At 63.7% G+C, this 25622-nt stretch carries 22 protein-coding genes; 5 read left to right on the top strand and 17 right to left on the bottom strand.

The window, feature by feature from the left end; translation table 11 throughout:
* Nucleotides 1-167: 167 nt before the first annotated feature.
* Together AC3ISG_RS10475 and AC3ISG_RS10470 are read left to right on the top strand one after the other, a co-directional pair.
* Nucleotides 168-992 carry a TatD family hydrolase gene (locus AC3ISG_RS10475; RefSeq protein WP_489299191.1) on the top strand — a complete coding sequence of 275 codons (825 nt, stop codon included), beginning with the start codon at nt 168-170 and terminating at the stop codon, nt 990-992.
* Nucleotides 993-1193: 201 nt separating this feature from the next.
* The gene (locus AC3ISG_RS10470) at nt 1194-1415 is read left to right on the top strand and encodes a hypothetical protein (RefSeq protein ID WP_272635224.1); all 222 of its coding nucleotides are present in this window, start codon (nt 1194-1196) and stop codon (nt 1413-1415) included.
* Nucleotides 1416-1479: 64 nt separating this feature from the next.
* Here the strand turns inward: AC3ISG_RS10470 and AC3ISG_RS10465 are convergent, their stop codons facing one another.
* From AC3ISG_RS10465 to AC3ISG_RS10440, 6 genes are all read right to left on the bottom strand, one after another.
* Entirely contained in the window at nt 1480-2274 is a 795-nt protein-coding gene (locus AC3ISG_RS10465) for an acyl-CoA thioesterase (RefSeq protein ID WP_489299190.1), read from the bottom strand.
* Between the two features lie 135 nt (nt 2275-2409).
* Nucleotides 2410-3180, bottom strand: coding sequence for a CHAD domain-containing protein (locus tag AC3ISG_RS10460; RefSeq protein WP_489299496.1), 771 nt, complete (start codon nt 3178-3180; stop codon nt 2410-2412).
* 45 nt (nt 3181-3225) lie between these two features.
* Nucleotides 3226-5226, bottom strand: a complete 2001-nt coding sequence (locus AC3ISG_RS10455) for a transglutaminase TgpA family protein (protein WP_489299189.1) — start codon at nt 5224-5226, stop codon at nt 3226-3228.
* Between the two features lie 13 nt (nt 5227-5239).
* Nucleotides 5240-6223: a DUF58 domain-containing protein gene (locus AC3ISG_RS10450; protein WP_489299188.1), complete on the bottom strand. Its 984-nt coding sequence runs from the start codon at nt 6221-6223 to the stop codon at nt 5240-5242.
* On the bottom strand, nt 6193-7110 hold the full coding sequence (locus tag AC3ISG_RS10445; protein ID WP_122623224.1) for an AAA family ATPase: 918 nt from the start codon (nt 7108-7110) through the stop codon (nt 6193-6195). Before AC3ISG_RS10445 ends, AC3ISG_RS10450 begins: the two co-directional genes overlap by 31 nt.
* A 175-nt stretch (nt 7111-7285) precedes the next feature.
* Nucleotides 7286-7564, bottom strand: coding sequence for a hypothetical protein (locus AC3ISG_RS10440; RefSeq protein ID WP_062381160.1), 279 nt, complete (start codon nt 7562-7564; stop codon nt 7286-7288).
* Between the two features lie 162 nt (nt 7565-7726).
* On the opposite strand from AC3ISG_RS10440, the gene AC3ISG_RS10435 reads away from it, so the two are divergent.
* Complete coding sequence (locus tag AC3ISG_RS10435) at nt 7727-8788, top strand: patatin-like phospholipase family protein (RefSeq protein WP_122538457.1); 1062 nt, start codon at nt 7727-7729, stop codon at nt 8786-8788.
* Nucleotides 8789-9293: 505 nt separating this feature from the next.
* Here AC3ISG_RS10435 and AC3ISG_RS10430 read toward each other — a convergent pair.
* From AC3ISG_RS10430 to kdpF, 6 genes are all read right to left on the bottom strand, one after another.
* Nucleotides 9294-9983: a response regulator gene (locus tag AC3ISG_RS10430; RefSeq protein ID WP_122623226.1), complete on the bottom strand. Its 690-nt coding sequence runs from the start codon at nt 9981-9983 to the stop codon at nt 9294-9296.
* Nucleotides 9984-10046: 63 nt separating this feature from the next.
* Entirely contained in the window at nt 10047-12704 is a 2658-nt protein-coding gene (locus AC3ISG_RS10425; protein ID WP_489299187.1) for a DUF4118 domain-containing protein, read from the bottom strand.
* A 55-nt stretch (nt 12705-12759) separates the two neighbouring features.
* Complete coding sequence (kdpC, locus tag AC3ISG_RS10420) at nt 12760-13326, bottom strand: potassium-transporting ATPase subunit KdpC (RefSeq protein WP_489299495.1); 567 nt, start codon at nt 13324-13326, stop codon at nt 12760-12762.
* A gap of 65 nt (nt 13327-13391) precedes the next feature.
* On the bottom strand, nt 13392-15488 hold the full coding sequence (gene kdpB, locus AC3ISG_RS10415; RefSeq protein WP_489299186.1) for a potassium-transporting ATPase subunit KdpB: 2097 nt from the start codon (nt 15486-15488) through the stop codon (nt 13392-13394).
* A 10-nt stretch (nt 15489-15498) separates the two neighbouring features.
* On the bottom strand, nt 15499-17193 hold the full coding sequence (kdpA, locus tag AC3ISG_RS10410; protein WP_122623228.1) for a potassium-transporting ATPase subunit KdpA: 1695 nt from the start codon (nt 17191-17193) through the stop codon (nt 15499-15501).
* 5 nt (nt 17194-17198) lie between these two features.
* Nucleotides 17199-17294: a K(+)-transporting ATPase subunit F gene (gene kdpF, locus AC3ISG_RS10405; protein WP_037009437.1), complete on the bottom strand. Its 96-nt coding sequence runs from the start codon at nt 17292-17294 to the stop codon at nt 17199-17201.
* 1190 nt (nt 17295-18484) lie between these two features.
* On the opposite strand from kdpF, the gene AC3ISG_RS10400 reads away from it, so the two are divergent.
* Together AC3ISG_RS10400 and AC3ISG_RS10395 are read left to right on the top strand one after the other, a co-directional pair.
* Complete coding sequence (locus AC3ISG_RS10400) at nt 18485-19237, top strand: response regulator (RefSeq protein ID WP_122538444.1); 753 nt, start codon at nt 18485-18487, stop codon at nt 19235-19237.
* Nucleotides 19234-20313 (top strand): sensor histidine kinase, encoded by a 1080-nt coding sequence (locus AC3ISG_RS10395; RefSeq protein WP_489299185.1) that lies wholly within the window; start codon nt 19234-19236, stop codon nt 20311-20313. The genes AC3ISG_RS10400 and AC3ISG_RS10395 overlap by 4 nt, the downstream gene beginning before the upstream one ends.
* Nucleotides 20314-20415: 102 nt before the next feature.
* On the opposite strand, the gene AC3ISG_RS10390 is transcribed toward AC3ISG_RS10395, so the two are convergent.
* From AC3ISG_RS10390 to AC3ISG_RS10370, 5 genes are all read right to left on the bottom strand, one after another.
* Nucleotides 20416-21468: an AI-2E family transporter gene (locus AC3ISG_RS10390; protein WP_122624826.1), complete on the bottom strand. Its 1053-nt coding sequence runs from the start codon at nt 21466-21468 to the stop codon at nt 20416-20418.
* A 165-nt stretch (nt 21469-21633) separates the two neighbouring features.
* Complete coding sequence (locus AC3ISG_RS10385) at nt 21634-22554, bottom strand: cation diffusion facilitator family transporter (RefSeq protein WP_489299184.1); 921 nt, start codon at nt 22552-22554, stop codon at nt 21634-21636.
* A gap of 75 nt (nt 22555-22629) precedes the next feature.
* On the bottom strand, nt 22630-23472 hold the full coding sequence (locus AC3ISG_RS10380; protein WP_489299183.1) for a DUF4892 domain-containing protein: 843 nt from the start codon (nt 23470-23472) through the stop codon (nt 22630-22632).
* A gap of 186 nt (nt 23473-23658) precedes the next feature.
* The gene (locus AC3ISG_RS10375) at nt 23659-24513 is read right to left on the bottom strand and encodes an alpha/beta fold hydrolase (protein ID WP_122538434.1); all 855 of its coding nucleotides are present in this window, start codon (nt 24511-24513) and stop codon (nt 23659-23661) included.
* Nucleotides 24510-25349, bottom strand: a complete 840-nt coding sequence (locus tag AC3ISG_RS10370; RefSeq protein WP_122538431.1) for an alpha/beta fold hydrolase — start codon at nt 25347-25349, stop codon at nt 24510-24512. The genes AC3ISG_RS10375 and AC3ISG_RS10370 overlap by 4 nt, the downstream gene beginning before the upstream one ends.
* Between the last annotated feature and the right edge of the window lie 273 nt (nt 25350-25622).

Raw genomic sequence — 25622 nt, 5'->3', positions numbered from 1 at the left:
GGCTTGAAGTCTGCGTCCCACAGCTGACCGGCTCGCCGTCAGGATCGCGGCAGGCGTCAACAAAAGCGGGGTCACAGGATTGGGTATTCCAAGCAGTTGAGCCTGCTTGTTTTTTATCGCTTCAATCGCTCTGGTATTCTTCTCGGCCTCTGGCCTGAGGTAGCACCATGCAACTAATAGACATTGGCGTCAACTTGACCAACCCCAGCTTCGCCGGCCGCGAACGCGAGGTGGTGGAACGCGCGTACGCCGCCGGCGTCGGCCAGTTGATCCTCACCGGCACCGACGTCGAAGGTAGCGAACAGGCCCTTGCCTTATCCCGCAGGCTCGACGAAAGCGCAGAGCGGTTGTTCAGCACCGCCGGCATTCATCCCCATTCGGCAAGTGCCTGGACGAACGAAACCGAGAGCCAGCTCAGGGCGCTGTTGCGTGAAAAAACCGTTTGCGCCGTAGGTGAATGCGGGCTGGATTTCAATCGCGACTTCTCCCCTCGCCCGCAGCAGGAAAAGGTTCTTGAAGCGCACCTGGCGCTGGCCGTCGAGCTGCAGCTGCCAGTGTTTCTACATGAGCGCGACGCCGACGAGCGCCTGCTCGCGATCTTGCGGGATTTTCGTGATCAGCTCCCGGCGGCGGTGGTTCACTGCTTCACCGGCGAGAAACGCGCGCTGTTCAACTACCTGGACCTTGATCTGCACATCGGCATCACCGGGTGGATCTGCGACGAGCGCCGGGGCACCCACCTGCACCCGCTGGTCCGCGAGATTCCCCGCGGCCGGCTGATGCTGGAGAGCGACGCGCCCTACCTGCTGCCGCGCACCTTGCGCCCAAAACCGAAAAACGGTCGCAACGAGCCGGCCTACCTGCCCGAGGTCCTGCGCGAAGTGGCGCTGCACCGAGGTGAAAGCCCGGACGACGTCGCGGCCCACACCACCGATTGCGCTCGGGGGTTCTTTTCGTTGCCGGTGGTTGCGGCCCTCGTTCAACCATCCTGAACGCGCGACCTGGCAATGTCGCCCTGACATCGTGGGAGCGAGCTTGCTTGCGAATGCATCGGCTCATCCGTCAAAACTTCAGCGGCTGAAATGCTGCCTATCGAGCTGATAGCAATCCTCGATTCGCCGAAGTGAACCTCCAGGCCTATTCTCACCTCTATCGAAAACACTTCTTGTTTACGTTTCACCGAGGTAAGCGTCATGCCCAAGTTCATCACGGATCTTCACATCGGCGAATTCTTTCACTCAACCCGTAAAGAAGGCCTGCCATCCAGTGCGGTGCTGTCGTCACTGGCGTTCCCGCTGTCCATCGTCGCCGGCTTGTTGCTGCTGGACGGCGCGTTCAACGGCAGCCTGACCTCCGCCGCCATCGGCGTGCTGGGTCTCGTCGCTGCCCAAGCCATAAAAGCCCGAGGCCAATAAGGCCTCAGGCTGTAGCGCTCTCTGTATCCGTCACGTGGGCCTGTGTGAGCACCCTCGCCTCCGATCAGCCAAAGACCGTTACCGTCTGACGACTGATAGCCACCAACTCCCCTTTCGGCGTCCACAGCGCTGCGGCGGTATGACCGTAGCCGTCGCGGGCATGCTCGATCACCGCTCGGTACTGCGTCCAGTCATGGGTGGTCATCGCGGGCAACGGCTGCACGAACTCAATCGTCCAGGTTAAAGAACTCCCCGGCGCCGGCTTGCTCAGATGCGGCAGCACGGCCGGTGGCCAGGTGTCGACCAGCGCCAGCAGATGCGCTTCGGTCAACGGCTCCTCTTCCACGTCACGCAAGCGCGCGTAGCCGCCGATCGCACCCGACGGCGTGTTGGAAAACGGCAGGCCGCCCAGCGCCCAACGCAGGTCAATGAAGCGCAGGTATTCCGGCATCACGCCCGAGACAAATGGAAACGGCTGAATGTCGTCCACCGGCTTGAACACGGGTGCAGGCTCGGCCTGCACCGAAATCACCGACTCACGGGGCGCGCCGAAGCTGCCCTGAATCAGGGTCATGACCTCGCCGTTCTGCACCGCCCGGCCCAGGACCTGACTGACGGCCTTGCCTTCGCGCAGGATCTCCACTTCAAAGGCAATCGGCGTGTCGATGGCCGGCGGGGCCACAAAACAGATCGCCAGCGAGCGAACCGGCCGCTCCGTTGACACCTTCGCGCGCATCGCTTCATACATCAACGCCGCCATCAGCCCGCCGAAGCAGGCGCGGCCCTGGGCCCACGAGGCAGGGATGCTGACGGATTCGGGATGGGTGCGGACAGCGTCGAGCAGCTCGGAAAATTTCATGCGCATTCCAGGGTGGCGGCGGGATGGGCGAATGGTAGCGAGTGAGCCGCCGCAGGACAGGGTTTATAACCGCCAATCCTGCGGACCAGACGGTTTAAAACCGCCGGGCTCGACAATCCTGCGGGCCAGCCGGCCTCAGCGCGGAGAATGTTTACCAAAGCAGGCCTTGTACAAACGCTCCAGTACTTTGTCGGACTTTTGTTCTGCACGATGAATGCCCAACTCCCAACCTGCTACGCAAGGCGCGAGATCCGCCTGATGCCGCGCTTGTTCCAGCCATTGCAGATGATCATGCCAATCGCCCAAGGCGCCTTGGGCCGCTTTGAGACGGCGTTGCATGTCTTTGGGCTGATGGCTCAGTTCCGGGTAGGCCTCGCCGGCGTAACGCACGCGCTTGATCAGCAGGCGCAGACGATGGCGGTCGTGGGCAGGGTCGCCCATGGCTTCTCGCAGCTGTTTCCACTGTTTGTCCAGGCGCTTTTCAATGCGCCGCTCCAGCGAGTCGAGCAAGCCATGGCGCTCCTGGGTGCGCAACAGCGCCGGCAATTGATCGAGCACGCCAAACAGCCGATTCAGTTCTGCAGAACCGGCCACTTCCGGGCACGCAGTGTTCAGGTACTGATCGCGTTTGGCCGCCGCCTCGTGCAGACCCTGCTCATCAAGAAATGCGGCCAGCACCTGCATGTCGCGCAAAGGCGTGGTCAGCGCACCGACGTCCTTCGCTGCGGCTTCCACCTGATCCAGCCCCGGCAGTCCACGCAGTGGACGCAACACGCTGCGCAGGCGGCGGACGTTGGTGCGCAGATCGTGCAACGCCTCGCTGTCGGTGGAGACTTCCAGCCGCGCGTGGCAGGCAAGCAGTTTGATGTTGAGACCGATAATCTCGGCGACCAAGTGATCGACCATCGCTGACATGAAGCACTCCTTGGTTGAAGATGAATGTCTGATGATTTACGGCCGCTTGCCCCTCACAGCGGACAAACGCCACGGCAGGCTGCGGCGCAGGGATTTCAGGCGCTGGCGCAGGGCGCCAACGGAGCCGTCTGCGCCGGCGTAGCGCTGGGCCTCGAACTCGTGGGCAAAATCCCTGATCGCCCCGGCGTGCTCCGGAAGCTGCTCGGCAGCACGTTGCGCGAACGCCTGAGCGCCTTCACCCGGCTGACGTTTAAGACCCTGCCGGGCCAGCAGACGTTCGAAATGGTCGAACAGGCGCAGCTGCGAATCACTTTCGCGCCGCCACGGCTTGAACAGCCACAGCGCCAGCAGGCCGAGAATTATCGCTGCGGCGCCAGCAAACACCGGCGCCTGAAACCCTGAAAACCAGCGGCCGAGCACTTGCAGTTGCTGCTGCCCCTGATAGCCCAGCACCCAGCGCTGCCAACCGTAATTGAGGGTGTCCCAGCTCATGCGGATCGAATTGACCCAGGCCAGATGCCGATAGCGCAGCGGGGACATTGGCGAATCGCCAAGGAAGTCCTCGTCAGCGGCGAGGGCCTGTTCAAGCCCTTGCTCGACACGCGCGGGTGCCACCGCGGCAGTCGGGTCGACACTGCGCCAACCCACGTTCGGTTGCCAGTATTCGACCCAGGCGTGGGCATCGAACTGGCGCACGGTCAGGTAATTGCCATCCGGGTTCAGCTCGCCGCCCTGATAACCGGCCACCACCCGCGCCGGCACGCCTGCCGCCCGGAGTGCGAAGGTCATGGCGCCGGCGTAGTGAGCGCAGAAGCCGGCACGGCTGCCGAACAGAAAATCATCGATGCTATTGGCCCCCAGCGCGGGAGGTTTGAGGGTGTAACGAAACGGCTGCGAGGTGAAATATGACAGCAGCGCGTCCACCACGTCGTCGGTGCCCGGATGGCGGCGATGCAGGTCCGCTGCCCATTCGCGCACCTGAGGATTGCCCTTGGCCGGCAGTTGCAGGGCCTGCAAGCGCGCGCCGTCGCTGAGCACGGTCTCGCGCACGGCGTCAGGCCAGGATTCGACGTTGTAGAGCATCGATTGCTCGATCGGTCGCCGACGCTGCCAGCGGAAATCGCTCATCTGCCGCACGCCCGAAAGATCAGTCTGGCCCACATCAAGGGTCATCAGCCACGGCTTGCCGGTCGGTTCCAGCACCACGCTGTAGCTGACCCGCTCGCCTTCCCGGCGCCACAGCGGTGCGTTCGGCACTTGCGCCCGGGAGGATTGCGACCAGCGTCTGCCGTCGAACTGCTCCAGGGTCAGTGCGCGCCAGTACAGCTGATTGCGCGGCGGCAGCGGGCCATCGAAACTCGCGCGAAACACCAGCTCCGCAGATTTGCTCAGCTCGGCGATATCCCCCGGCGCCATGCTGTCGGACAACCCGGTCAGCGCTTTGTTGCTCGGTTGCGGCAGAGACCACAGGGGCTCAAGGCGCGGGAAAAACACGAACAGCAGAAGCATCAGCGGCACCGCCTGCAGCAGCAATTTGGCCGATAGCCGCAGCGTAGCCGCGGGCTTGCTGGAGATGCCGGACTGTTGCAGGCCGATCAGCGCGGCCAGCAGGGTGGTGATCGGCAGCAGGGTGAACAGGCCCCACAGCAGCGAGTCTTCGAACAGATAACCCACCGCGATGCAGAAGAAGCCGAGAAAGATCAGCACCAGCGCGTCGCGGCGGTTCTGCATTTCCAGCATCTTCAGAATGAACGCCGCTATCAGCAGCGCTGCCCCCGCCTCCAAGCCAATCAAACTGCCCCGCGCCAGATAAATGCCCCCGGCGGTGCCGACCAGCAGTCCCGACTTGATCCAGGTACCGGGCATCCTCACCCGCATGCGGAAGATCTGAATGCGCCAGAACGAACAGACCAGCCACAGCACGATCAACGCCACCGGAACGTGCAAGGCGAACGGCACGATCACCAGCGCCTGGGCAATCAACAACCAATTGAGGCTGACCCGGGGGATCGGTTTGGCCAGGCTTGAGGAGGTCATCGCGCCGCGCCTTTCATGCCCGCACCCCGTACAGCGCCAACTGGCGCAGACAGGCTTCACGGTGGGCGTCGCCGCTGTCCACCGCCGAGATAAAACCGGGCAGCCGCAGCGCGAACGGCTGCTGACGCTGGGACAATTCCAGCACCCAGTAACACAGGCGCGACAGCCGCTCTTCGATATCCCCACCCAGGGCCATGAAATCCAGACACAGGTCGTGACCGCTGAGGTCGCTGAACTCCTTGACCATCAGCCCCTGTCCCCGCGACCAGGCTTTCCAGTGCATGCGCCGCATCGAGTCGCCTGGCTGCCACAGACGCAGGCCCTGATAATCGTCGACGCCCGGCCCCGTCGTCGCGTGGCCGTCGTCCTCGGCATGGGGTTGCACGCCTTGCAGCAGCGGCATCGTGCCGGCCAGCGGTTGCGGGTAGATCAGCACGGTCTGTTCCAGGTCCAGCCAGCTCCAAGCGCGAAAAATCCCCAGCGGGAACACGCTCTCCACGCGCAAACGCGGGGCCCGCATCCAGCCGCGTTTGAGCGCCGGCAGCGTCAGGCCGACTTCGACCAGACGCTCGGCTTCAACGTCGGTCTGCTCCAGTTGTTCGCTGTCCCAGCCCAGGGCAATTGCCTGATGCCCATGACCGGTGCTTTCCAGACGCAGGCGCAGTTGCACCGGTTCGCCCACGAACACCGAGCGGGCATGGCCGCCGCTGAGGATCAGCCCGCTGACATTGCGGTAGGTGTGCAGAATGGCGAGCACACCCACCGACAGCATCAGGAACGTCAGGCCGTAGGCGAGGCTGTTCTGGTAGTTGATCGAGACCAGCAGCAATAGAAACAGAATGAGCGCGTAGGTGCCGCCGACCCGGGTCGGCAGGATGAAGATTCGGCGGTGATCCAGCTCGACCCGCGACGCCGGGGGAATGCGGCGTCCCACCCAGCGCTGCCAGACCGGTTTGAAGCGTTCGATCACAGCACCGGCACCTCGCGCAGTAGCCACTGGACCAGCGCGCCGCCGCCATGCCCGGTGGGGTCAGTGCGCTCGCGCAGACGGTGTCCGATGACGGCGGGCAGAATCGCTTGCACGTCTTCGGGAATCACATAATCACGACCGGCAAGCATTGCCCAGGCCCGCGCGGCCGAAAGGATCGCCAGGCTCGCGCGGGGTGACAGGCCGTAGGCGAACTGCGGCTGGCTGCGGGTGGCATCGACCAGCCGCAGCACGTAATCGACCAGGGCGTCGCTGGCCCGTACCTGACGCGCCTGCTGCTGGAGGGACGCGAGTTCGGCGTGGTCCAGCAACGGCTCGATGCGCGGCAGCAGGTCGCGGCGGGATTCACCCAGCAGCAGAGCCTTCTCCGCCGAACGCGCGGGGTAGCCGAGGGACAGGCGCATGAGGAAGCGGTCCAGTTGCGACTCTGGCAAAGCGAAGGTGCCGCCCTGGCTGAACGGGTTCTGGGTGGCGATGACGAAAAACGGGTCGGGCAGTAAACGGGTCGCGCCCTCAATGGTGACCTGGCCCTCTTCCATGGCTTCCAGCAGCGCGCTTTGGCTCTTGGGGGTGGCGCGGTTGATTTCGTCGGCCAGCACCAACTCGGCGAAGATAGGTCCGGGATGGAAGGTGAATTGCCCGGTGTCGCGATCAAAAACGGACGTACCGAGGATGTCGCCCGGCAGCAGATCGGAGGTGAATTGAATGCGTTGAAAGCTCAGGCCGAGCACCCGCGCGAGGGTGTGGCTGAGGGTGGTTTTGCCCATGCCGGGCAAGTCCTCGATCAACAGATGCCCGCCGCCCAGCAGACAGGTCAGCGCCAGCCTGACCTGTGGCTCCTTGCCCAGCACCACTTCATTGATTGCGTTGAGACACGCATCCAGTTTTCTGCCCATCGGAAGGCCTCCCCAGGCGACTGCTCATGGCTAATAGGACTGCAGACGATGCCAGACGTGCCGCCACTGTAAGGTCAGCGTAGGCGTTTTCGCTAGAGCGGGTTCGGGGAATTGAAGGACGTGCGGGGTGAAGGGAGGGACGCGCGGTGTCAGGCACCGCGCGGGGTAAAGCAGATCAACGACCGGCGCGGGATTCACGGATGTAGAAACGGGCTTTCTCGGCTTTCTCGGAGCAACCCTCGAACGCCTCGAACTGCTGCTGCGTCTTGGCGCCGGTCAGCAGCGACAGGGCCTTGGAGTAGCTGACCGTGCCGGCGAAACCTTCGGCCTTGGCCAGATCGAGCTCGTGCCAGGCCGCGTCAAGGTTGGTGGCGCAGCTGTCGCGATAGGCCGTTTTGCCGGCGCAACCGGTGAGAACCAACGCCAACAGGGGCAGGCAGATCCAGGCTTTCATGGGTGTTACCTCAACTAAGGAAATCATTGATGCGGCTTTGACGGTGCGGCGATGCAAAAGTGCCACACCGGGGGGGGATGCACGATACCTGTTTCGGGCCGTTGGCGTTACGCTGGTGTGGGACGAATCGGCTGACTGAGTGCTGACAATGGGAAACCGCACATGAATAAACGCATCGCGCTGGTTCTGGGCTCCGGAGGCGCCAGGGGTTATGCGCACATCGGCGTCATCGAAGAGCTCGAACATCGCGGCTACGACATTGCGTGCATTGCCGGCTGTTCCATGGGCGCAGTGATCGGCGGGATCTACGCGGCGGGCAAGCTGCCCGAGTACAAGGCGTGGATCGAGAGCCTGGATTACCTGGACGTGCTGCGGCTGGTGGACGTGAGCTTTCGGCTGGGGGCGATTCGCGGTGAGAAGGTGTTCGGCAAGATCCGCGACATCGTCGGCGAGATCAACATCGAGGACCTGCCGATCCCCTACACCGCCGTGGCCACGGACCTGACCAACCAGCAGGAAATCTGGTTTCAGGAAGGCAATCTGCATTCGGCGATGCGCGCCTCGGCGGCGATCCCGAGCCTGTTCACCCCGGTGGTTCAGGGCAATCGCACGCTGGTCGATGGCGGCCTGCTGAACCCGTTGCCGATCGTGCCGGTGGTGTCGAGCCATTGCGACCTGATCGTCGCGGTCAACCTCAACTCCACCACCCAGAAGCATTACACCTTGCCGGTGATCGAGCGTCCGCCGGCGGTGAAGAAGCGTTTCGACGGGCTGATGAACTCCATCGGATCGCACCTGCCGTTCCGCCGCAAGCTGGACTTGACCGGCGAAGACGGCTCCCGACTGGCGCAGGAAAGGCTCAAGCCCAGCGCCGCCGTGCTGACGGGCAATCCGTGGTTGATGGCCGACATCGAATCCGCCGACCCCCAGGGCCAGCAACCTTCCGCTGCGCCCACCCAGGCCGGGGCGCCGAGATCGGCCAGCGGCTCAATCATCATCGACAACGTCGGCCCGGCTTCGCTGCTGGACCTGATCAACCAGAGCTTCGAGGTGATGCAGACCTCCCTGGCGCAGTACAAGATCGCCGGCTACCCGCCGGATATCCTGATCAACGTGCCGAAGCGGGTGTGCCGATTCTTCGAATTCTACAAAGCGCCGGAGCTGATCGCGCTCGGGCGGCAGATCGCCAGGGAAACGCTGGATCGGTATGAGCAGGAGCATTGAAGGTGCTACACCTGACGCTTTCCCGGCTAAAGCCGGTCCTACAGTCGAGCTCACCGACAATCGCAGACTGGACGCAATACCCGGGTAGGACCGGCTTCAGCCGGGAAGAGGTCCGCATGAACGCCATCAAACATGCGGTGTGACCACCGACGCCTTCCCGGCTACAGCCGGTCCCACTGTCAAGGTCACCGACAATCGCAGACTGGACGCAATACCCGGGTAGGACCGGCTTCAGCCGGGAAGAGGCCCGCATGAACGCCATCAAACATGCGGTGTGACCACCGACGCCTTCCCGGCTACAGCCGGTCCCACTGTCAAGGTCACCGACAATCGCAGGCTGGACGCAATACCTGAGTGGGACCGGCTTCAGCCGGGAAGAGGCCCGCATGAACGCCATCAAACATGCGGTGTGACCACCGACGCCTTCCCGGCTTAAGCCGGTCCCACTGTCAAGGTCAACGCCAGTCCCGCAGGTATACGCGGCCGTCCTTGGGAGCACCATCCATCACCCATTCACCAACCGATACCCGACCCCCGCCTCGGTGACGATGTACTGCGGCGCGGCGGGGTCGTCACCGAGTTTCTGGCGCAGGTGTCCCACTACGATGCGCAGGTAATGGGTGTCCTCGACGTGGGTCGGGCCCCAGATGTCCTTGAGCAGTTGCTGCTGAGTGATGACCCGTCCGGGATGCCGCGCCAGTTGCGCCAGCACTGCGTATTCCTTGCGGGTCAGGGCGACTTCGGCATCGCCCAGCGACACCCGGCGGTAGGCCAGATCGATGTTCAGCGGGCCAATGACCACTGCCGATTCCACCTGACCGCTCTCCGGCGCCTGGCGCAACAGCGAACGAATCCGCGCCAGAAACTCCTGAATGCCGAACGGCTTGGTCACGTAATCGTTGGCGCCGGCGTCCAGTGCGCGAACTTTCTCACCCTCGCTGGCACGCACCGAGAGCACCAACACCGGCACCGTCGACCACTCGCGAAACTGGCTGAGCACGTCCTGTCCGTCCATGTCCGGCAGGCCCAGGTCGAGCACCAGCAAGTCGGGTTTATTCAATGCGGCCTGGGTCAGGCCGTCGTTGCCGGTGCCGGCCTCCAGCACCTTGTAGCCTTGTGACGCGAGGCTGATGCGCAGGAATTTGCGAATCTGCGGCTCGTCATCGATCACCAGAATGGTCGCCGTCTGGCTCATGGGTGTCCTGTCATAAAAGAAAAGGTCGGTTACAAACGCCCGTCAGGGTAGCGCAAAGCCGGTTCAGACCGCCTGGTCCATTTCCGCTTCGGGCTGCGCCTGCAGCGGCAGGTGCAGACTGATGCAGGTGCCGCGACCGTCGATGCCATCGCCCACGCTGATCCGCCCGCCATGGGCGCCGACCATGCCCTGACAGATCGCCAGACCCAGCCCCGTGCCCTGCCCGCCTCGGTCACCCCGCGCGGCGGTGTAGAACATGTCGAAAATCTTCGCCCGCTCACCCTCGGGTATTCCCGGCCCCTCATCGCTGACGGCGAAGACAATCTCCTCGTTCTGCGCAGTGACCGCCATCTGAAGACGGCCATTGACCGGCGAGAAGCGCGCGGCGTTTTCGATCACGTTGATCAGCGCCTGCTCGATCAGCGCGGCGTGGACATACAGCAGCGGCAATTCCGCCGGCAATTGGGTCATGACCTGCAGCGGCGCGAGGACGGCGCGAAGGCGATTGAGTGCGCTGCCGACGATGTCACCCGGCGAGACCCAGTCCCGCGCCAGTTTCAGCGCGCCGTGGCCGAGGCGCGTCATGTCCAGCAGGTTCTGAATATAGCGATCCAGACGCTCGGCCTCGTCGCGGGTGCCTTCGAGCAACTCGCGCCGGTCTTCCAGCGGAATCGCCTCGCCCAGCGCCAGCAGGCTGTCGATGCTGCCGCGCATGGCCGTCAGCGGCGTGCGCAAATCGTGGGACACCGACGCCAGCAAAGCGCTGCGCAGCTGTTCGGTCTCGCCATGCAAGCGCGCGGCCTCCAGGTCCTCGGCCAGACGAGCCCGGGCCAGGGCCTGACCCAATGGCTGACTCAATGCGGTCAGCAAACGCCGACGCTGCGGGGTGAAGGTCTGGCCCTGTTTCGCACGAATCCCCACCAGTGCCAGCGGCGCATCGTCCACCCACAACGGCAGCCACCACCAACTCCCCGACGGCAGCGTGCCGGTGCCCCTGCCCGCCGGTTGCCCGTGCTGCCAGGCCCAGTCCGCCGCCGCGCGCTCGAATTCGGAAAACTCCAGCGGCCCGCCCGCCTCCACCTTCCAGCCCTGCTCGCGGTCGTTGTCCAGCACGCACAGCTGCAATTCGCTCCAGCCGGCCAAGTGATGATCGGCTGCACTGAGCACCGCCTGGCGATCGGTAGCGGCGGTCAGGCGGCGGGACAGGTCGAGCAGTTCGCTGGTCTCCTCCTGGGTGTCGCGCAGTGCTTGCAACTGGCGCCGCTGGCGGGCGGCGAGATTGCCGGTCAGTGCCGCCATCAGCAGAAAGAACAACAGCGTCAGCACGTCTTCTTCGCGCTGGATGCTCAAAGAAAAATTCGGCGGAATGAACAAAAAGTCATAGGCCAGGAATGACAGCACCGAGCAGACCATCGCCGGGCCGACGCTGCTGCGCACGGCCACCAGCAAAACGGCGGCGAGAAAGACGAGGGAAATGTTCGGCAGCGCCAACCAGCTGGACACCGCCCAGGCCAGCGCGCTGGCGCCAAGGGTGGCAAACAGCGCCAGGGCGTAATCGAACCAGACCAGATTGCGCGGCGAGGTGGATTGCGCCTGATCGGGGCGCGACTCGCTGTCGAGGACGTTGATTTCCAGGCCATGGGCATTTCGCAGCAAACGCGACGCCAGCCCGCCGCCCAACACCCGCCGTCGCAGGGATGGCCGCGACTGCCCCACCAGCACCAGACTCGCGCGGCGCTCGGTGGCGTGCTGAATCAGCGTCTTCGCCACTTCCGGCGCGCGCAATACCACCACTTCCCCGCCGAGGCGTTCGGCGAGCTGCTGGGCATTCTGCAAACGACTGCGCGCCAGTTCATCCAAAAAGCGCCCGTTGTCGACATGCACCAGACTCCACGGCAGATGCCGACGCTGGGCGACGCGGCTGGCGTGGCGCACCAGACGTTCGGCCTGAGCGTCGCCGTCGATGCCGACCAGCAGACGACCCCGCACCGCCGGCGCAGCCTGGCCCAACTGCCGATAACCCAGGGCCAGATCGTTATCCACCTGGGCGGCGGCGGTCTGCATCGCCATTTCCCGCAGCGCGGTGAGGTTGGTCTGGGTGAAGAACGCATCGATGGCGGCGCGGGCCTGCTCCGGCACGTAGACCTTGCCGTCGCGCAGCCGCTCCAGCAGCTCCCGGGGCGGCAGGTCGATCAGCACCAGTTCGTAGGCTTCCTGCAACACCCAGTCCGGCAGGGTCTCGCGCACTTGTACGCCAGTGATGCCGCGCACCTGATCGTTGAGGCTTTCCAGGTGCTGAACGTTGACCGTGGTGTAGACGTCGATCCCCGCAGACAGCAGCTCCTGAATGTCCTGCCAGCGTTTGGCGTGACGGCTGCCGGGGGCGTTGGAATGGGCCAGTTCGTCGACCAGCACCAGTTTGGGTTTCGCCGCAAGAATACCGTCGAGGTCCATCTCTTCGAGCATGACCCCGCGGTACTCGGAGCGAACCATGGGTTGCTGCGGCAAACCGCCCAGCAGTGCTTCGGTTTCGGCACGGCCGTGGGTTTCGACGACCCCGGCCAGCAGCGAAACGCCTTGGCGCATCTGGGTGTGCGCGGCCTGGAGCATGGCGTAGGTCTTGCCGACGCCGGGTGCAGCGCCGAGAAACACCTTCAGCCGCCCGCGATCGTCCCGAGGAAGATTGACCAGCAAAGCGTCGGCGCGGGTGGTTGAGTTCACGAAAAGTTTTCCTGGTGCAGAGTGATGTGTGCGCGTGTGGCGTCACCCATTGGGGTCAGTTCACGACTTTGCCAGACGGTAACCGATTCAGACTCAGATTCAAGTCCAGCACGTTCACCACCGGCGGGCCGATCAGCGAGGTCTGGGTGTTGTCCGCCACCAGTTTCTGCACCGACTCGGCCGGCAGGTTGCGCGCCGCTGCGATGCGGGCCACTTGATATTCCGCCGCAGCCGGCGACAGGTGCGGATCAAGGCCGCTGCCGGAGGTGGTCAGCAGGTTCAGCGGCACCGGACCCTGGCTGTCGACTTTTTCCTTGGCGGCATCCTCGGTCACTCGCATTGCCAACGCCGGATTGCTCGGCGCCAGGTTACTCGCGCCGCTGGCGACGGTGGCGTAGGCCCCGGCAGACGGACGCGGATGAAACCATTCTTCGCCGGTGAAATTCTGGGCGATCAGCTCCGAACCGATCACCTTTTCATGGTCGTCGTACACCAGGCTGCCATTGGCCTGATCCGGGAACGCCACCTGGGCGACGCCGGTCACCACCAGCGGGTAAGCCACGCCGGTGATCAGGGTCATCAGAACGATCAGGCTCACGGCCGGACGCAATACGCTGGACATCATTCAATCCTCATTTCGAAGTGAGCGCCGCGCGGGATCAGTCACCACGCGGCGCGATCAACGGGTTAAACCAGGTGCAGAGCCGTCAGCAGCATGTCGATCGCCTTGATGCCCACGAACGGCACGACAATCCCGCCCAGTCCGTACACCAGCAGGTTGCGGCGCAGCAAATGCGCAGCGCTGGCGGCCTGCACCCGCACGCCACGCAGTGCCAGCGGGATCAGCACGACGATGATCAGCGCGTTGAAGACGATGGCCGACAAAATCGCGCTCTGCGGGCTGGCCAGGTGCATGACGTTGAGCACGCCCAGTTGCGGGTAGATCGACGCAAACAGTGCCGGCAGGATGGCGAAGTATTTGGCCACGTCGTTGGCGATGGAAAAGGTCGTCAGGGCGCCGCGGGTTACCAGCAATTCCTTGCCGATCTGCACCACGTCCAGCAGCTTGGTCGGGTCGCTGTCGAGATCGACCATGTTGGCCGCTTCCCGCGCCGCCTGGGTGCCATCGTTCATCGCCATGCCGACGTCGGCCTGGGCCAGGGCCGGGGCGTCATTGGCGCCGTCGCCGCACATCGCCACCAGTCGTCCGTCGTTCTGTTCCTGACGGATGCGCTCCAGTTTCTTCTCGGGAGTGGCTTCGGCCAGCACGTCATCAACGCCCGCCTCTGCCGCGATCGCCGCCGCCGTCAGCGGGTTGTCGCCGGTGACCATCACGGTGCGAATGCCCAGTTTGCGCAGTTCCTCGAAGCGCTCGCGAATGCCCGGCTTGACCACGTCCTTGAGGTGGATCGCGCCCAGCAGTTTGCCGTCGCCACACACCAGCAACGGCGTGCCGCCGGTCTTGGCGATCTTGTCGATCTCCCGCGCCAGTACCGGCGGCAGGTCATTGCGGTCACGGCCGAGGAATTTCAGCAGCGAATCCACGGCGCCCTTGCGGTACACACGGCCCTCGAAATCGACGCCAGACAAACGGGTTTCCGCCGTGAACGGTACTGCCGTCAACTGGCTCGGTGCAGGCTCGGTCATCGGGTGCAGACCGCGCAAGTATTCAACGATGGACTTGCCTTCAGCCGTGTCATCGGCCAGCGAGGCCAGCAGCGTGCCTTCGCTCAGCTCTTTCGGCGTCACGCCCGGCGCGGCATACACCGCCGCGCAACGACGGTTGCCGAAGGTGATGGTGCCGGTCTTGTCCAGCAGCAACACGTGCACGTCACCCGCTGCCTCCACGGCGCGCCCGGATTTGGCGATCACGTTGAGGCGCACCAGGCGGTCCATGCCGGCAATACCGATGGCCGAAAGCAGGCCGCCGATGGTGGTCGGAATCAGCGTCACCAGCAGGGCGACGAGGAACACCAGTGGCAGGTTACCGCCGGCAAAGTGCGCGAACGGCTGCAGGGTCACGACCACCAGCAGGAAGATCAACGTCAGGCCGATGAGCAGAATATCGAGCGCCACCTCGTTGGGGGTTTTCTGGCGCTTGGCCCCTTCCACCAGCGCAATCATGCGGTCCAGGGTCGATTCGCCGGGGTTGGCGCTGATGCGCACCAGCAGCCAGTCGGAGACCAGTCGGGTGTTGCCGGTCACGGCCGAACGGTCGCCGCCGGACTCGCGAATCACCGGCGCAGACTCCCCGGTAATTGCCGCTTCGTTGACCGCCGCGATGCCTTCGATCACCTCGCCGTCGCCGGGGATCATCTCACCGGCTTCGACGCGCACCACATCACCCTTGCGCAGGGTCGCGGCGTTGACCATCTCGTAACCGCCGTTGGCGCTCTGCTTCCGCGCCTTCAGGCCTTCGCTGCCCGCTTTCAGGCTGTCGGCGCGGGCCTTGCCGCGACCCTCGGCCAAGGCTTCGGCGAAGTTGGCGAACAACACGGTGAACCACAGCCAGACGGCGATCTGCACGGCGACGGAGGTTGGCACGGCCGGATCGGGGATCAGGCACAGAACGGTGGTGAGAATCGCGGTCAGTTCGACCACCAGCATCACCGGCGCACGGTGCAGCTGGCGCGGGTCGAGCTTGACGAACGCCTGCACCAGCGCCGGTCGCCACAGGGCAGCAAGACCGGTTTTGGCGGCTACGGGCTGCGCGTCATGGCGTGCTGTCTCGCTCGCCGGGCTTTTACTGTCCGGGCTCTTTGTTACGGGGGCTTGCATGTTCATGGTGTGGTCCTCAGAAGCCCAGGCTCAAGTGTTCGGCGATCGGTCCCAGTGCCAGGGTCGGCAGGAACGTCAGGCCACCCACGAGCAAAATGGTCACGGTCAGCAGGGTGACGAACAGCGGGCCGTGGGTCGGGAAGCTGTTCTGGCCCAGCGGCGAGCTCTTCTTCGCCGCCAGACTGCCGGCCAGCGCCAGCACCGGCAGGATGTAGCCGAAGCGGCCGATGAACATCGACAGGCCCAACATCAGGTTGTGGAAGGTGGTGTTGGCGCTGAAGCCGCCGAAGGCCGAACCGTTGTTGGCGGTCGCCGAGGTGTAGGCATAAAGCAACTGACTGAAACCGTGGGCGCCGGGATTGCTCACCGCCCCCGCCGGGCCCGGCAGCGAGGCCGCCAGCGCACCGAACACCAGCACGCCGACCGGCATCACGATCAAGGTCGCCACCAGCAACTTGACCTCACGGGCCTGCAGCTTCTTGCCGAGGTATTCCGGGGTGCGGCCGATCATCAGGCCGGCGAGAAACACCGCGATCAAGACGTTCAGCAACATGCCGTAGAGGCCTGCGCCGACGCCGCCGAAGATCACTTCGCCGACCATCATGTTGGCCAGGGCGATCATCCCGGTGAGCGGGTTGAGGCTGTCATGCATGCCGTTGACCGAACCGTTGGACGCCGCCGTGGTGGTCGCCGCCCAGAGCACAGTGGCGGTGGTGCCGAAGCGGGTTTCCTTGCCTTCCATCGGCGCGGTCTGCTCGACCGAGGCGATGTTCAGCGCAGGATTGGGCTGGTACTCGGACCACATCGCCGTCGCGCCGCCAATCAGAAACAGCGCCAGCATGCAGGCGATGATCGCGCGGCTCTGGCGCATGTCCTTGACGTAATGGCCGAAGGTGAACACCAGCGCCACCGGGATCAGGATGATCGACACCAGCTCGAACAGATTGCTCCAGATGGTCGGGTTCTCGAACGGATGCGCCGAGTTGACGCCGAAGAAGCCACCACCGTTGGTGCCCAGTTGCTTGATCGCAATCTGGCTGGCGGCCGGGCCCAGCGGGAGGGCCTGGTCGGTGCCTTGCAGGGTCACGGCGTCCACGTAATGGGCGAAGGTTTGCGGCACGCCCTGCCAGACCAGCAGCAGCGCCAGTACCAGGCACAGCGGCAGCAGACCGTAGAGGGTCGCGCGGGTCATGTCCGCCCAGAAGTTGCCCAGGTGCTGGGTCGAGCGACGGCTGATACCGCGGCAGAACGCCACCAGCACGGCGATGCCGGTGGCGGCGCTGACGAAGTTCTGCACGGTCAGGCCGGCCATCTGGCTCAGGTAGCTGAGGGACGATTCGCCGCTGTAGCTCTGCCAGTTGGTGTTGGTGACGAAGCTCATGGTGGTGTTGAACGCCAGCGACCACTCCATGCCCGGCAGGCCCTGTGGGTTGAGGGGCAGCGAGCCTTGCAGGAGCAGGATGGCGAACAGCACGACGAACCCGGCCAGGTTGAAGGCCAGCAGGGCGATTGTGTAGGTTTTCCAGTTTTGTTCGATCGTGGGGTCGACGCCGGCCAGGCGATAGCAGATGCGCTCGACCGGGCCCATGACCGGGGTCAGAAAGGTGCGCTTGCCTTCCATGACGTTGTAGTAGAACCGTCCCAGCAACGGCGCGGGCAATAGCACCAGGGCGAAAAACGCCAGTATCAGCAGGTAGTCGTAACCGTGCATGGCCGTTACTCCTCGACCCGGCCGGCGCGCAGGAGCGCAACCAGCAAGTAAACGAATAACCCTGCTGCGAGCAGCAGTGACACCCCATCCAGAACGCTCATGAAAAACTCTCCGTCATACGGCGACTGCCGTGTGGGGCAATTGTCTGCAGTGGGGGTGTAAAGGAACGAGAGCGACGGGGGTCGGGGGGCATAAAGAAAGCGTAAAGAGTGAAGAAAACAGAGCGTTTAGAAGCTTTACACCGTGGGCATATCCGGTATTTGTAGGTGGAGTTGTTATGGTTCCGCCCTTACGGCGGGTCACTTTTTCCAAGAGCCGAAAAAGTAACCAAAAAGGCCCTGCTCCTGGTTGGGTTCCTCCTTCGTCGGAATACCCTCACTCCGCCGACGCTCCGTGGGCCCGCGCCGAACGGACATCCATGTCCTGACGGCGCTCTCGCCGCATCCATGCAGCTCGGCCCACTGCGCGTCGTCTACGTTCGGCCTGCACCCAAGTCGCGTTTTGCGGCGTTTGAACTACCGCGTAGAAGATCAAAAGCAAATCAGAGGCAGATCAAGGGCGGGTCAAGCGCCAGGGACTTTTGGGAGTGAGCTTGCTCACGAAGGGGTCGGTACATCCACCGGATATCTGGTGTTTGGGATAAAGCATTCGCGAGCAAGCTCGCTCCCACAGATGGGGTGTCCAATCAGCAAAACTGTCGCCGCCTGGGCTGGCCTCTTCCCGGCTAAAGCCAGTTCTACAGGGGGTACGTGGTGCTTTTGTAGGACCGGCTTCAGCCGGGAAGCCGTTGCTCTGCTTTTGCTCTGCTTTTGCTCTGCTTTTGCTCTGCTTTTGATCTGCATTTGATCTGCTTTTGATCTTCATGCACAAAAAGCACAGTCACCGCCAATCGCGACTTGGGTGCAGGCTGAACGCAGGTCTCGCGCAGTGGGCCGAGCGGCATGGATGCCGCGAGAGCCGCCCCCCGCCATGGATGGCGGATGGCGGCGGGCCCACGGAGCGAGACCGGAGTGAAGGAACCCCGAAGAACGAGGGGCCCAACCAGGAGCAAGCACCCTTGGTTACTTGGGGTGCTTTTCCAAGTAACTCGCCGAAGGCGAAACCCGAGGCCGTTAGGCCGACGCTTTTGATCTTTCTGAGCCACACCGCCGATGTACCGGTCTTGATACATTCAAGACAACCCACCGACACCTCCCCACCCCACCCTTCCGCCCCGCTCGCCAGCGAAGTAGCATGGCAGCGTCGACTCCTATCCGCGGCCCAATCGGCGGCACCACACGGCGGCAGCACCATGCAGACAACACCCGACAGCCCCACCGCCACCGCACCGAGCGCAGAGCGCCGCTGGACCACCCGCGCCCTCATCGTCGATGACGACATCCCCATCCGCGAACTGCTCTGCGACTACCTCGCCCGCTTCAACATCCACAGTACCGGCGTCACCGACGGCAACGCCATGCGCCTGGCCCTGACCGAAGACACCTACGACGTCGTCGTCCTCGACCTTATGCTCCCCGGCGAAGACGGCCTCTCCCTCTGCCGCTGGCTGCGCAGCACCTCCGACATCCCCATTCTCATGCTCACCGCCCGCTGCGAACCCACCGACCGCATCATCGGCCTGGAACTGGGTGCCGATGACTACATGGCCAAACCCTTCGAGCCCCGCGAACTCGTGGCGCGGATCCAGACCATCCTGCGCCGCGTGCGCGACGACCGCACCGAAGAACGCACCACCCTGCGCTTCGACAATTGGCGGCTGAACAGCGTGCTGCGCCAACTCACCGCGCCGGACGGCCTCGTCGTGCCCCTGTCCAACGCCGAATTCCGCCTGCTGCGGGTCTTCCTCGAACGTCCGCGTCGCGTACTCAACCGCGAACAATTGCTCGACGCCGCCCGCGGTCGCTCCATCGAAGCGTTTGATCGCAGCATCGACCTGCTTGTCTCGCGTCTGCGCCAGAAGCTGGGCGATGACCCGAAATCCCCGCAACTGATCAAAACCGTGCGCGGCGAAGGCTATATGTTCGACGCCCGGGAGATTGGTTGATCCGCTCGGCCGACACCCTGTTTGCCCGGCTGTTTGGCGGGGCGCTGCTGGCGATCGTCCTCGCGCACCTGCTGGCGTTCGTCTGGTTTCACTACTACGGCCCGAGAATGCCGCCTCCGCCCGGCTGCGATCGGCCGACGGCCAGCCAGATGCAAGCGCCGTCCGACCGCGACCCTGCCGCCAAGGAAGACCAGAACAACACGCGCCGGCCGCCGTGCCGCCCGCCAATGCTCGGCATTCCGCTGGTGCCCCTGCTGTTCCAGTTGATCAGTCTGGTGCTTGCTGCCTGGTTCGGCGCCAAGGCCCTGAGCCGCCCGATCCGTCGATTGAGCGAGGCGGCCGAACGTCTCAGCGAGAACCTCGACAGCCCGCCCCTGGCTGCCAATGGCCCTCGTGAAGCACGACAGGCGGCGCAGGCATTCAATTTGATGCAAGAGCGCATCCGCGACCAGGTGCAACAGCGCGGACGCATGCTCGCCGCCGTGTCCCATGACCTGCGCACGCCCCTTGCGCGCCTGAAATTGCGGGTCGAGCAGATCGACGAACCGCGGCTGCACGGGCAGATGAGCCAGGACCTCAACGACATGATCGGCATGCTCGACGCGACCCTGACCTACCTCAACGAACAGCGCACCAGCGAAGCGCTGCAGTATTTCGACGTGCAGGCGCTGATCGAATCCCTGGCCGAAAACGCCCAGGACAATGGCGACGACATTCAGGCGAGCGGCACCTGCCGGCCACTGAATTCGCAGCCCATGGCCCTGCGTTCGTGCTTGAACAACCTCATCGACAACGCCCTGCGTTACGCCGGGCATGCGCGGGTGGAGATTGAGGACGCCAGTGATCGCCTGCGGGTCAGCGTCATCGATCACGGCCCGGGGATTCCCGAAGACCTGCGCGAAGTGGTGTTCGAGCCCTTCTATCGCGTCGAAAGCTCGCGCAACCGCAACTCGGGCGGCGTCGGCATCGGCATGACCATCGCCCGGGAAGCCGCACGTCGAATGGGCGGCGACCTGCGCCTCGCACACACCCCCGGCGGCGGTTTGACCGCCGTGCTGGATTTGCCGCGAATCTGACCCCCCGCCGTCACCAAAGCCTGTCATGGCTGCGCTGGGACAAACCCGCGCGTAAAATTGACCGAGTGCCCCGGACGACGGCAGTTTTTTATTGAATTTTAATTACTTGACCGGCTGCCGCGCGCGGCTGTCTCCAACCCAGTCCAGCAACAAACTGTAAGCCACTGCCAGCAACGTCGGGCCGATGAACAGGCCGATAAAGCCGAACGCCAGCAACCCGCCAAACACACCGAGCAGGACAATCACCAACGGCAGATTGCCGCCGCGACTGATCAGGTACGGCTTCAGTACGTTGTCGACGCCACTGACGATGAACGTGCCCCACAGGCCGAGAAAGATCGCCATGCCGTAATCGCCTCTCCAGGCCAGCCACGCCGTGGCCGGTATCCAGATCAGCGGCGGGCCCATGGGCACAAGGCTCAGCAGGAAGGTGCCGATGCCCAGTACCAGGGCACCCGGCACACCGGCAATAAGGAAACCGATCAGAGCCAGCACTGCCTGCGCCGCTGCCGTGCCGATCACACCGTTGACCACCCGTTGCACCGTGCCGGCCACCAGATCGAGGTAATACTGAGCGCGATCGCCGATCAGCCGCTCCAGCAGACTCAGCACGAACGCCGCCACGCGCGGCCCGTCGCGGTAAAAAAAGAACACGAAGATGATGCTCAGGGCCAGCTCGAGAATCCCGCCGCCGATCTGCGCACTGCGCGCCAGCAGCCAGTTGCCGACCTGCCCGAGGTAAGGCCGGACGCTGACCAGCAGCGCCGCGCCCTGTTGGTCGATGGTGTTCCAGTAACCCACCAGCCGCTCACCCACCAGCGGAATGCCCGCCAGCCAGGTGGGAGGATCAGGCAGGCCGTCCACTTGCACGTCCTTGACGAACGCCGTTGCGTCGCGCACGTGGTCCGCCAGATTGAAGCCCAGCCAGACCAGCGGCGCGAGCACCAGCACCATCCAGCCCAGGGTCAGAATGGCGGCCGCGAGGGACTCCCGCCCCTTGAGCGCGCGGGTCAGCAGACGCATCAGCGGCCAACTGGCGAATGCCAGCACCGCCCCCCAGAACAGCGCCGACCAGAACGGCACCATTACCCACAGGCAGGCGCCGAGCAGCGCGAGCAGGAGAATCTGCACCAACAGGCGATCGTTATTGAACATCGGTCATTCCGCAGCAAAAGGGGGTTGAATCAGACAAGCATACCGTCGAACTGCGCAACCCGCCTTGTGCGGATACCTGGGCCTGACTTCAAGACGGGAACAGAGCCCATTTCTATGGGTGCTGATGACTTGACCGGTGATGTCAGCGGGCGAATTGACCTTCTCTCATTCAGCCCATTCTTTATTAACGGTAAAGGCTATTGTCAGCCAACGATCAGGGCCGGTACCTCCAACCTCTTCGCCAATTTCATCCCGGATCAGATCCCATGCCTCCAGGGATCGCGGCGGCAAGCCCGGCGGAACGATGAAGTAAATCTCGATCTGCCTCCCGCGCCCCACACGGGCCACATAGGCACGGTAGGAAAGGAAGCCATGTCGCTGGACAGCATCGCTGGCAACGTCATCGACTCTTTTCTTCATTTCTGGCGGGGTCACCAGCAGAACATCTGCGAGAGCGTCACGAATTGTTGGCAGAGGCAAGGGTAAAACGATGAGACAAACAAGCGCCAACACCGCTGGATCGATATAAGGCGATAACCATTCCAGCGCTGTGCCCCTGATCATCCAGCCGGTCAAGAATGCGACCAACAGAGCGCCGGTCATTGCGGCGGAGATCGTCCAGGCTTTTACGTCCAGCGCAATGAAGCTTGAATGGAGTCGTTTGTTTGCTCGTCGGCCATAGATGATCATTCCAACCGCGCTCACGAGGGCCACTAGCGCAAAAATGAGCGCAAGACCGAAGTCCAGGTGTCGCCCGCCCGCCATCAGGCTTCCAACGGCCATGATCAGACCATAGCCAGCAGTGCCAACCAATAGAGTCCCGGACAAACCAAGCACAATGGGCTCAAGGTGCCAGAACCCCATTGTGAAATTCCTGGTCAGGCGGGCTCGACCGACATCGTTGTGAGAGAAGGCAATCAGCTTGGCAACGATCAGTGCAAAGCTCGTCATGATTGCGTCGATAAGGGTATAGACACCGTCAAAAATAATCGACGCAGATCCGGTCAGCAGACCGAAAACCACTCCAAAAAAAGCCAGAGCAAACGTCACAATAATGGAAAGGCGAAGCACGCTTGGCTCTGTCATCTGACTCACGGGTACGATTGGAGGGCGGCATTGTAAACACATGGTGAAGTCAGACCAAACCTGGCTCTGCGGCGGTCAGCGAATGAGTTCGAGGGTCAGGCCGGGATTTTTCCGGTCGCCCGCTTCCAGCCGTGCAGCGCGTACGCCTTTGGCCACCAGCGCTTGACGCCACGCTTCGCGCTGATCCCCGGAAAGCGTAACCCGCAAGGTGCTGTCCAGATTCAGGCCACGGGACAGCAAGGTGATCCACGGCTCCTGCGGCTCAGCGGTCAGCATCGGCAGCTCCAGCTCGCCGGTGCTTTTCAGCTCGCGCAACAGGGTCGCGGAAGTCGGCAGCAAATCCCCCAGCGGCGTGCTCGACTGAAACTGCTCGACATGGAGGAAAGCCCGGCGGTTGCCCCGGGTGATGCCGTACAACGCCACGAGCGTGTTGTTCGCCGGGGCGGCGAGGCGCAGCAGCAGATAGGACTGACCGTTGTCGGCGCCATACAGCTTGGCGTTGCCGAATACCTCGTTGGCCCACAGGCTGCTTTCGCCGCAATCGCGGGCCTGGCACCAGAACAGCAACTGCGCGCCCTGCTGCTGCAAGGCTTCACGGGCGGCGGTGAAGGCCTCGTCGGCAGTGTGCTCGACCGGCAACTGGTAAGTGATCCCGGTGACATTGCCGCGCCCGGACACCTGCCCGTCGAAGCGCAACTGGCCGCTGATCTTGCGGATCGAGCCGAGCGGGTAGACGCGTTCCAGCTCGACGGAGGGCCGGTAATCGACGATTTCAGCGTCTTCCAGTCGCGGCAGATTGGGCAGATCCTGGCTTCCGGGAACGTCGGCTGCATGGGTGACAGTGCTGAGGCCGGTGAGCAGCAGCGTGATCGCGAGCGTGCGGGTGAAGGCGTGGCTGAACGTTAGGGATGCGCTCATGGCAGGGCAATCGGCGAGGCGGGGGTTGATGCGGCGGATAAACCCGCAGGCAACGTAATCGGCAGGCAAAACAAAGCCGCGACAACGCGCGGCAGACATGAAAATAAAACGGTGAGGCGTGGGCAGTGGTCCATCGTGCAGTCTCCTGTTTCAACTGCCCCAGCCTCGGCAGTTGCAGGCCGCAAGTCAAGGAACGGCGAAGAAGCGATTGAAACAGTCTGCAACAGAGGCCGCACCCGCCTCGTCGTTGAGGTGCAGATGGTGCCCGCCCGGCAAGGACGTCACCGTGAAAGGAACGCTGGCGAGCAGCTCCCGGTTCTGCGCAAGCATGCCCTCCTCGGCCACGATTAACTGCGCCGGACAGCGCACCGCCGTGACGAAAGACAGCGCCTGCGCTCGCGTCAGACGAATTGCCGAGGGCAAAGTCAGCCGGCTGTCGCTGCGCCAGGTGTAGCCACCCGGCACCGGCATCAAGCCACGCTGGGCCAACAGCTCGGCGGCGTCGCGACTGACCGCCACCATGCCTTTCATCCGCGCTTCCACCGCCCGGTCCATGTCCGGGTAGACCGGTTTGTGTTTGCTCTGCTGGGTCAATTGCGCCTGCAGCGCCGCGCCCATGCGCTCGACGACAGACTCTGGCTCGCCCACCGGCGGAACCAACCCGTCGATCAAGGCCAGACGGCTCACCCGCTGGGGAACGGCCGCCGCAACGATCACCGAAATGATCGCCCCCAACGAGTGACCCAGCAGGGAAAACCGTTCCCAGCCCATCTGCCCCGCCACCTGCAAAACGTCGTGGGCGTAGTCCGGCAGACCATAAGCCGATCCCGGCGGGCGGTGGTCAGAGTGGCCATGCCCGGCCATGTCCAGCGCCAGGATCCGCAGCCCCTCAAGCTTGGGCGCCAGCCGCGCGAAGCTGTTGGCGTTGTCCAGCCAGCCATGCAGGGCGATCACCGGAATGCCGTCCTGGGGCCCGAACAGATGAGCCGCCAGCTCGATATGGGGCAGGCTCAGGCGGATTTCTTCCACCGAGCAGGTCATGCGCCGGCTCGGTGCAGCGCGGCGTTAGCGTCAGCGGTGGCGGCGTCGGCTCTGGCCGTCCAGCGGGAAAACAGCGTTCTGAGCATGCGGGCGGTGTCCTCGGGATGTTCGAGCGGGAACATATGCCCGCCGGGCACGGAAAGATACACGCCCTCGCGCATGCTCTTGACCGATAGCGCATGGTGGCGCCGCACCACATCGCTGCTTTCGCCGCGCACCATCGCCAACGGCACCCGCAACTGACGGGCAAGGCCCGGACTGGTGTGGGGCACGCTGCGATAGATGCTGATTTCAGTGGCGGGATCGAAACGCAAACGCAACCCGTCGCCCTCGGCTTGCAGCCCATGAAGCAGATACGCCTCGAAACACTCGGGGTGGAAACGCCGGAACAGCGACTTGCCGGCAAAGTAATCCCGGGCCGCCTCGACACTGCTGAACACTTCACGACGCCCCAACGTGCGGCCTGCGGGCGTGATGCGATCGATAAAACCAAAGCGCTTGGCGGCACGAATCATCCACTGATCGAACCGCGTCAGCACCGGTGAATCCAGCATGACAACGCCCCGGTACAACTCCGGATGACGCAGCGCCGCGTGGTAATGCAGCACGCCGCCCAGCGAATGGCCCACGCCCCACACCGGTTCAGGCTGCTCGCGCAAATGGTGGATCAACTCATCCACCAGCTGCGGCCAATTGTCCGTTACCGGAAATTGCGGGTTATGGGCATGCTGCTCAAGATGCCGAACCTCGAACTCAGGCCCAAGCGCGGCAAACAACTTGCCGTACGTACCCGACGGGAAGCCATTGGCGTGAGCGAAAAACAGAAGTTGGGCCATGCCGACGCATCCAGGGCAACCAGAACAAGCCGCGATTGTGCGCATCGCCGGGCTGGGCGGCAATGACCGGAACTGCCATCGATGAGGCCACTCCGGTCATGGGGAGGTATATGTGGTTGAGCGGAAGCGATCGGGGGTCACACCGCGAAAGTTCTGGTGCTGTCAGGGGCCTCTTCCCGGCTAAAGCCGGTCCCACTAACAGCAACGCATGCATTCAACGGGATCGCCTCCGACTGTAGGACCGGCTTTAGCCGGGAAGCTTTTGATCTTGAT

The sequence above is a fragment of the Pseudomonas sp. GL_135 genome, assembly GCF_057834665.1.
Note: the sequence above shows the minus strand (reverse complement) of the source record. Positions and strands in the feature narration are given on the sequence as shown.

Coding starts and splice junctions, on each gene's coding strand:
- kdpC (WP_489299495.1), bottom strand. CDS start 13,326: ATGTCCAGCGTATTGCGTCCGGCCGTGAGCCTGATCGTTCTGATGACC.
- AC3ISG_RS10390 (WP_122624826.1), bottom strand. CDS start 21,468: ATGTTCAATAACGATCGCCTGTTGGTGCAGATTCTCCTGCTCGCGCTG.
- AC3ISG_RS10440 (WP_062381160.1), bottom strand. CDS start 7,564: ATGAAAGCCTGGATCTGCCTGCCCCTGTTGGCGTTGGTTCTCACCGGT.
- kdpF (WP_037009437.1), bottom strand. CDS start 17,294: ATGAGCGTTCTGGATGGGGTGTCACTGCTGCTCGCAGCAGGGTTATTC.
- AC3ISG_RS10460 (WP_489299496.1), bottom strand. CDS start 3,180: ATGGTCGATCACTTGGTCGCCGAGATTATCGGTCTCAACATCAAACTG.
- AC3ISG_RS10445 (WP_122623224.1), bottom strand. CDS start 7,110: ATGGGCAGAAAACTGGATGCGTGTCTCAACGCAATCAATGAAGTGGTG.
- kdpA (WP_122623228.1), bottom strand. CDS start 17,193: ATGCACGGTTACGACTACCTGCTGATACTGGCGTTTTTCGCCCTGGTG.
- AC3ISG_RS10430 (WP_122623226.1), bottom strand. CDS start 9,983: ATGAGCCAGACGGCGACCATTCTGGTGATCGATGACGAGCCGCAGATT.
- AC3ISG_RS10455 (WP_489299189.1), bottom strand. CDS start 5,226: ATGACCTCCTCAAGCCTGGCCAAACCGATCCCCCGGGTCAGCCTCAAT.
- AC3ISG_RS10470 (WP_272635224.1), top strand. CDS start 1,194: ATGCCCAAGTTCATCACGGATCTTCACATCGGCGAATTCTTTCACTCA.
- AC3ISG_RS10375 (WP_122538434.1), bottom strand. CDS start 24,513: ATGACCTGCTCGGTGGAAGAAATCCGCCTGAGCCTGCCCCATATCGAG.
- AC3ISG_RS10400 (WP_122538444.1), top strand. CDS start 18,485: ATGCAGACAACACCCGACAGCCCCACCGCCACCGCACCGAGCGCAGAG.
- AC3ISG_RS10380 (WP_489299183.1), bottom strand. CDS start 23,472: ATGAGCGCATCCCTAACGTTCAGCCACGCCTTCACCCGCACGCTCGCG.
- AC3ISG_RS10385 (WP_489299184.1), bottom strand. CDS start 22,554: ATGACAGAGCCAAGCGTGCTTCGCCTTTCCATTATTGTGACGTTTGCT.
- AC3ISG_RS10435 (WP_122538457.1), top strand. CDS start 7,727: ATGAATAAACGCATCGCGCTGGTTCTGGGCTCCGGAGGCGCCAGGGGT.
- AC3ISG_RS10475 (WP_489299191.1), top strand. CDS start 168: ATGCAACTAATAGACATTGGCGTCAACTTGACCAACCCCAGCTTCGCC.
- kdpB (WP_489299186.1), bottom strand. CDS start 15,488: ATGAACATGCAAGCCCCCGTAACAAAGAGCCCGGACAGTAAAAGCCCG.
- AC3ISG_RS10465 (WP_489299190.1), bottom strand. CDS start 2,274: ATGAAATTTTCCGAGCTGCTCGACGCTGTCCGCACCCATCCCGAATCC.
- AC3ISG_RS10370 (WP_122538431.1), bottom strand. CDS start 25,349: ATGGCCCAACTTCTGTTTTTCGCTCACGCCAATGGCTTCCCGTCGGGT.